The organism is Pseudoduganella violaceinigra DSM 15887 (genome assembly GCF_000425385.1).
Lineage (GTDB): Bacteria > Pseudomonadota > Gammaproteobacteria > Burkholderiales > Burkholderiaceae_D > Rugamonas > Rugamonas violaceinigra.
This window is the reverse complement of sequence record NZ_KE384358.1, coordinates 62,538-69,292: the sequence shown is the minus strand read 5'-3', so window position 1 is coordinate 69,292 and position 6,755 is coordinate 62,538. Positions and strand designations below refer to the sequence as shown.

The window sequence follows — 6,755 nt, the reverse complement described above, 5'->3', positions numbered from 1 at the left end:
GGTCCCCATCGTCTAGAGGCCTAGGACATCACCCTTTCACGGTGAGTACCGGGGTTCGAATCCCCGTGGGGACGCCACAATTCTTCTTACTTCCTTTCAAGTCTGCCTAAAAAGCGTGCAAGCTTAACTCCTTTGCATCTTCATGGTTTGCGTACTAATATGAGTTACGAACCCTGCACAGGAGGAAGTCATGGAACTTCGCGTGTTGCAATCGCATCGCTGGGTGGCGCGCCAGGCTGACTGGACCGCCGCAGCCATCGCCGGTTTCGGAGCCGGCGGTATCCTGATGTTGCTGGAGTTGATGTGGGCCACCGTGCAAGGCGGTGACCGATGGCTGACAACCCGGATGGTCGCGGCGATGGTCATGGGCTGGGAGGTGCTGCAAACCTCCGGCTACGACCTGACCGTGGTGATCGCAGCGCTGGCAGTCCACTATATCCTCGGTATTACCTTCGCCATGATGCTGGCGGCCATCATTGCCCCGTTCCAGCTCGATTCGAGCATGGGCCTGGTGATGCTGACCGGTGCCGCCTTTGGCATTTTGCTGTACGTGCTGAATTTCTATGGCATGTCCGGCGCCTTCACGTGGTTTGCCGATTTGCGCGGATGGACCACTTTTGCCGCCCACCTGGTGTTCGGCGCTTCCTGCGCCATGTTCTACCGTCTGCTGGAGCGGCCGGAACGACGCGAGTGAATAAGCCTTGTCAAGACGCCCCGCCTGCGAGCGGGGCGTAGCCGTGTGTAGTTTTCCCATAACTAACCGGGCTTATCATTATGGCGTTGGCAATCTCCCTTATTCTGATTGTTCTTGGCGCGATTATTTTTCACTGGCTCAGCCCATGGTGGCTGACTCCCATAGCCTCCAACTGGCAGGCGATGGACGATGCTCTGATGATCACACTCGTGATCTGCGCCGTACTCTTCATAGTCATCCACCTGTTTGTTGCGTATGCCGTGGTCAAGTTCCGCCACCGCGAGGGGCACCGCGCCGCCGCGGAGTCGCATAACGGCAAGCTCGAGTGGTGGTTGATTGCCGCGACCTCGCTGGGCATCGTGGCGATGCTGGCGCCAGGCTTGCACGTGTATGCCAAGCTGATCGACCCGCCCGCCAATGCCAGTGTGTTCGAAGTGATGGGCAAGCAATGGGACTGGCATTTCCGCCTGCCGGGCAAGGATGGCAAGCTCGGCGCGACCGATGTACGCTTCATTAACGCCACCAACCCGTTCGGCATCGATCCCAACGATCCCGCCGGGCAGGATGACGTGCTGGTCGATGGCAGCGAAATCCATATCCCGATCAACCAGCCGGTCAAAGTCTTGCTGCGCGCGCAAGATGTGCTGCACGATTTCTATGTTCCGCAATTCCGCACCCGCATGAATATGGTGCCGGGCCTGGTGACCAATTTCTGGCTGACGCCAACCCAGGCTGGCCGTTTCGAGGTGTTGTGCGCGCAACTGTGCGGCGTGGGGCATTCGAATATGCGCAGCGCGGTGATCGTTGAAGAGCCTGCGGTCTACGATGCCTGGCTGGCAAAGCAGCCGACTTTCAGCGGGCATAACGCTCCCGGCGGCGTGGGCGGGCCTGCGGAACCCGGCAAGCAGGGCAGGCTGATCGCCCAGTCGAAAGGCTGCGTGGCATGCCACAGCATCGATGGTGCGCCCGGGGTGGGGCCGACCTGGAAAGGCTTGTTTGGCAAACAGGAGACGCTGGAGGGCGGCGCCACCATCGCGGTGGACGAGGCCTACCTCAAGCAATCCATCATCGACCCCAAGGCCAAAGTGGTCAAGGGCTTCCCCAACATCATGCCGCCCAACCCGATGAGCGATGAGGACGCGGCGGCATTGATCGACTACATCAAGACGGTACGCTGAGGAGACCTCGCATGTCTTATGGTGAAGAGCACGGCCACGACGATGAGGGCCACCACGCCCCGCAAAGCTTCTGGACCAAATATGTCTGGAGCCAGGATCACAAGGTCATCGCAATCCAGTACACGCTGACGGCGCTGTTCATCGGCACCATTGGCCTGATCCTGTCCGACCTGATGCGGCTGCAGCTTGGCTTTCCCGGCAAATTCCAGTTCATCGACCCGAACAGCTATTACCAGTTCATCACCATGCACGGCATGATCATGGTGGTGTACCTGCTGACAGCCTTGTTCCTCGGGGGCTTCGGGAATTACCTGATCCCGCTCATGGTCGGGGCGCGCGACATGGTCTTCCCCTTCCTGAACATGCTCTCGTACTGGTTTTACCTGCTGGCGGTGGTGATCCTGTGCGGGAGCTTCTTCGTGCCGGGCGGGCCGACCGGGGCTGGGTGGACGCTGTATCCGCCGCAGGCGATCCTGCCTGGTACGCCCGGTGTCCAGTGGGGCATCATCGTCATGCTGGTGTCGCTGGCGGTGTTCATCGTCGCGGCGACCATGGGCGGCTTGAATTACGTGACCACGGTGCTGCAGGCGCGCACGCGCGGCATGACCCTGATGCGCATGCCGCTGTCGGTCTGGGGTATTTTCGTGGCGACCATCCTGGCGCTGCTGGCATTTCCTGCGCTGTTCGTCAGCGCGGTGATGATGCTGTTCGATAAAACGCTGGGTACCAGTTTCTTCATGCCCGCCCTGGTTTCGATGGGCCAGCAGCTTAACTACAAGGGCGGCAGCCCGCTGCTGTTCCAGCACCTGTTCTGGTTCTTTGGCCACCCGGAGGTGTATATCGTTGCGCTGCCCGCCTTCGGCGTGATCTCGGATCTGATCAGCGTGCATGCACGCAAATGCATCTTCGGCTACCGCATGATGGTGTGGGCCATCGTAATCATCGGCGCCTTGAGCTTTGTGGTGTGGGCGCACCATATGTATGTGAGCGGCATGCACCCATGGTTCGGCTTCTTCTTCGCGACGACGACGCTGATCATCGCCGTGCCGACGGCGCTGAAAGTCTACAACTGGACGCTGACCCTATGGCGGGGCGATATTCACCTGACCGTGCCGATGCTGTTCGCACTGGGCTTCATCAGCACTTTCCTGATCGGCGGCTTGACCGGCCTGTTCCTGGGGAATGTCAGTGTCGATATCCCGCTCTCGAATACCTATTTCGTGGTGGCGCACTTCCATATGGTGATGGGTGTGTCGCCAGTGCTGGCGGTGTTTGGCGGGCTGTATCACTGGTACCCGAAAGTCACCGGCCGCATGTTCAATGAAAAGCTCGGCCAGGCCCACTTCTGGGTCACCTTTATCGGCGCCTACGCGATCTTCTTCCCCATGCACTATCTCGGCATCCTCGGCATGCCGCGCCGTTATTACGCGTACGAGAACTACGCCTTCATCCCCGAGTCGGCGCATACGCTGAACGCCTTCATTACAGTGGCTGCCTTGATTGTGGGCGTGGCGCAGCTGCTGTTCCTGTTCAATTTGATGTGGAGCGTGCGCAGCGGCGCCGTTGCGGGCGGCAACCCGTGGCGGGCTGCCAGCCTGGAATGGTTCACGCCGCAGACCCCGCCGGAGCATGGCAATTGGGGGCCGGAACTGCCGTCCGTGCATCGCGGCGCGTATGAATATGGCGTCGATGGTCCCGGCGGCGATTACATCCCGCAGAATGCCGACCCCGAATTCGGCGCCGATCCCCACGCGCCGCCACCTTCCCATCCGCCGTCACGTTCGGCGCCATACTATGACCCAGCGGAGGTGCCGAAATGAGCGCCAACGCGACCCTTCGATCCAGTGGCGGCATCCCCGGGCAGCCTGGCGGCGGGGGCGGAACGCGCGACAGCGGGCCGTCTTGGCCGCGCGGCGCGCGCCGCATCGGGCTGTGGGTTTTCATGGTGGTTGTCTCGACCTTGTTTGGCCTGTTCGGGGTCGCCTACATGATGCGGGCGGCTTATGAAGACTGGCGGCCGATCACTTACGTGCCGTGGCAGCTGTATTGCAGCACCGGGCTGCTGGTGCTGTGCAGCCTGGCCTGGGAGCTGGCGCGGCGCCACGTCGCGGCCGGCCGGCGCGATGCTGCGCGCAGCACATCCATCGGCGCGCTGCTGCTGTCGGCAATGTTCGTGCTGTCCCAGCTCTATGCGTGGCAGGCGATGACGGCCGCCGATTACGGCGTGGCGGCCAATCCCGCCAACAGCTTCTTCTACCTGATCACCGGCCTGCACGCGGCGCACGTGCTGGGCGGCATGGTGGCAGGCGCGTTTGCGGTGCGCAGGGCAGGGGAGGCGATCGGCCTCTGCGCGCGGTACTGGCATTTCCTGTTTGTCCTCTGGCTCGCGGTGTTCGCCTTGCTGTATATGGTGACGCCGGACTTTGTCAGGGCCTTCTGCACAACGATAGGCATTCCAGTGAGGTGAGGTATGGATACCGGCACCAACGACATGAAAGGCTTCGTCTCCGACTGGGCGGGCGACCGCGCCGCGTTCCGCGTCCCGTGGGGCAAGGCGATGATGTGGATCTTCCTGCTCAGCGACACCTTCATTTTCGGCACTTTCCTCACCGGCTACATGTCGGTCCGCATGGCCACCACCTCGGCCTGGCCCAATCCCAGCGAAGTATTTTCGTTGACGATAGCGGGGACCAGCTACCCATTGATCCTGATCGCCATCATGACTTTCGTGCTGATCACCAGCAGCGGCACGATGGCGATGGCGGTCAACTTCGCTTACCAGCGCAATCGCAAGATGGCGGCACGGATGATGCTCGTGACGGCAGCTTTTGGCCTGCTCTTCGTCAGCATGCAGGCGTTCGAGTGGAGCAAGTTGATTCACGAAGGTGTGCGGCCATGGGGGAATCCGATGGGCGCGGCGCAGTTCGGCTCATGCTTCTTCATGATCACGGGCTTCCACGGGCTGCACGTATCGGCGGGCGTCATCTACCTGTCGATCATCGCGCGCCGTGTATTGAATGGGCATTACGAGAAGAAGGGATATGACATCGTCGAAATCACCGGCCTGTATTGGCACTTTGTCGACCTTGTCTGGGTGTTCATCTTTGCATTGTTCTATCTTTGGTAGGAGGCCGCCATGTCCGAAGCTACCGCCGCACACCAGCAGCACCCGATCGGGACCTACGTCAAAGTCTGGATCCTGCTATTCGTATTGAGCTTCTTCTCTTACCTGGTCGACTTCTTCCACTTGCACGGCTTGCTGCGCTGGTCGCTGATCCTGATACTGATGATGCTGAAGGCGGGCTTTATCGTCGCGGTATTCATGCACATGAAATGGGAAAGGCTGGCGCTGATTTTCGCGATAACGTTGCCGCCGCTGGCGATCCTGGTACTGGTCGGGATGATGACGGCGGAGTCGCATTACGTGAATGCCAATCGAATCGAACACTTCGCCGTTGCGCCCTTGAAATGAGGCTTGCACGCTGATATAATTCGCGCACGCTTTTACGACGTCCCCATCGTCTAGAGGCCTAGGACATCACCCTTTCACGGTGAGTACCGGGGTTCGAATCCCCGTGGGGACGCCACGTCATAGAATGCGTAGTGCAAGTCCAGGGTCCCCATCGTCTAGAGGCCTAGGACATCACCCTTTCACGGTGAGTACCGGGGTTCGAATCCCCGTGGGGACGCCACAGTTTAGAATGAAGCCGCCTTGTGCGGCTTTTTCATTTTCCGCTTATGCCAAGCTTGTCCCTCGATCTATTTTGCAAAGTTGTCGATAACTTCGGCGACATCGGCATTTGCTGGCGCCTGGCGCGCCAGCTGCAGCGCGAGCACGGCATTGCCGTCACGCTGTGGGTCGATGATATGCGCACCTTCCAGCGCATCTGCCCGCAGGTCGACACTGCCGTCGACCGCCAACTGGTCGATGGTGTTGTTGTGCGCCACTGGGCCAACCAGGATGGCGAGTTCGCGGCCGATGATGTGGCCGATATCGTGATTGAATTCTTCGGCTGCGACATTCCGCCCGCCTATATCGCGGCGATGGCGGTGCGCCCGCATCGTCCGGTGTGGCTGAATCTCGAAGGCCTGAGCGCCGAAGAGTGGGTGGAGGGCTGCCACAGCCTGCCGTCCAGGCATCCGCGCCTGCCGCTGACCAAGTATTTCTTCTTCCCGGGCTTCACCGAAAAAACCGGCGGACTGCTGTATGAAGCAGGTCTTGAAGCCGAGCGCCGCGCCTATATCGCCGACCCCGTTGCGGTGCCGGCCTTCCTGTCCTCCCTGGGCGTGACGGCAGCGGAAGCCGCGGCGATGAAGGTGTCGCTGTTCTGCTATCCCTATGCCCCGGTTGCCGAAGTGTTTGCCGCATGGTGCGCCGGCGGGCAAGCGGTAACATGCCTGGTTCCGGAAGGCGTGGCATCGGATGCGGTTGCGGCCTTCCTCGAGCAGCCGGCCGTTGCCGGGGCGGTGCGCAGCGAAGGCGCGCTGACCGTGCGCGTGCTGCCGTTCGTACCGCAGCAGGATTACGACAAGCTGCTCTGGTCCTGCGATCTGAACTTCGTGCGCGGGGAAGACTCCTGGGTGCGGGCGCAGTGGGCGGCCAAGTCCTTTATCTGGAATATTTACGCGCAAGACGAAAACCTGCACCATAAAAAGTTGCGCGCCTTCCTGCAGCGCTATGCGGCAGGCAGTGCGCTCGATGAATTCTCGCTGTGCTGGAATGGCGCCGGGCAGGGCGACTGGGCGGGCCTGTGGAAGGCCCTCGTCACGGCCATGCCTGAAATTTCGGCAAAGTCGTCAGAATGGCAACAAAAAATCCTGGCCAATGGCGATCTGGCCACGAATTTGACTAAATTTTGTGCATCGCTGAGGTAACAAATTAT

The 6,755-nt window shown here is 60.6% G+C and carries 7 protein-coding genes and 3 tRNA genes; all 10 read left to right on the top strand.

The genetic code is table 11. The annotated features are described in order from the left end of the window. Position 1 precedes the first annotated feature (1 nt). The 10 genes from H597_RS0122710 to earP all read left to right on the top strand — a co-directional run bounded on the left by H597_RS0122710 (position 2) and on the right by earP (position 6,747). Positions 2–77, top strand: a tRNA-Glu gene (locus tag H597_RS0122710). A gap of 113 nt (positions 78–190) precedes the next feature. Continuing rightward, entirely contained in the window at positions 191–694 is a 504-nt protein-coding gene (locus H597_RS0122705; protein WP_028104127.1) for a hypothetical protein, read from the top strand. Between the two features lie 80 nt (positions 695–774). Beyond that, the gene (locus H597_RS0122700; RefSeq protein WP_028104126.1) at positions 775–1,872 is read left to right on the top strand and encodes a cytochrome c oxidase subunit II; all 1,098 of its coding nucleotides are present in this window, start codon (positions 775–777) and stop codon (positions 1,870–1,872) included. 11 nt (positions 1,873–1,883) lie between these two features. Continuing rightward, positions 1,884–3,692, top strand: coding sequence for a cytochrome c oxidase subunit I (ctaD, locus tag H597_RS32135; RefSeq protein ID WP_051294039.1), 1,809 nt, complete (start codon positions 1,884–1,886; stop codon positions 3,690–3,692). Then, a complete protein-coding gene (locus H597_RS0122690; RefSeq protein WP_028104125.1) occupies positions 3,689–4,339 on the top strand; it encodes a cytochrome c oxidase subunit 3 family protein in 651 nt (216 codons plus the stop codon). The genes ctaD and H597_RS0122690 overlap by 4 nt, the downstream gene beginning before the upstream one ends. Before the next feature lie 3 nt (positions 4,340–4,342). Continuing rightward, positions 4,343–4,999 carry a heme-copper oxidase subunit III family protein gene (locus H597_RS0122685; RefSeq protein WP_028104124.1) on the top strand — a complete coding sequence of 219 codons (657 nt, stop codon included), beginning with the start codon at positions 4,343–4,345 and terminating at the stop codon, positions 4,997–4,999. 9 nt (positions 5,000–5,008) lie between these two features. Beyond that, positions 5,009–5,344 carry a cytochrome C oxidase subunit IV family protein gene (locus H597_RS0122680; RefSeq protein WP_028104123.1) on the top strand — a complete coding sequence of 112 codons (336 nt, stop codon included), beginning with the start codon at positions 5,009–5,011 and terminating at the stop codon, positions 5,342–5,344. Between the two features lie 39 nt (positions 5,345–5,383). Next, positions 5,384–5,459 (top strand) — tRNA-Glu (locus tag H597_RS0122675). A 29-nt stretch (positions 5,460–5,488) separates the two neighbouring features. Next, positions 5,489–5,564, top strand: a tRNA-Glu gene (locus H597_RS0122670). 46 nt (positions 5,565–5,610) lie between these two features. Next, positions 5,611–6,747 carry an elongation factor P maturation arginine rhamnosyltransferase EarP gene (gene earP, locus H597_RS0122665; protein WP_028104122.1) on the top strand — a complete coding sequence of 379 codons (1,137 nt, stop codon included), beginning with the start codon at positions 5,611–5,613 and terminating at the stop codon, positions 6,745–6,747. The last annotated feature ends 8 nt before the right edge of the window (positions 6,748–6,755 follow it).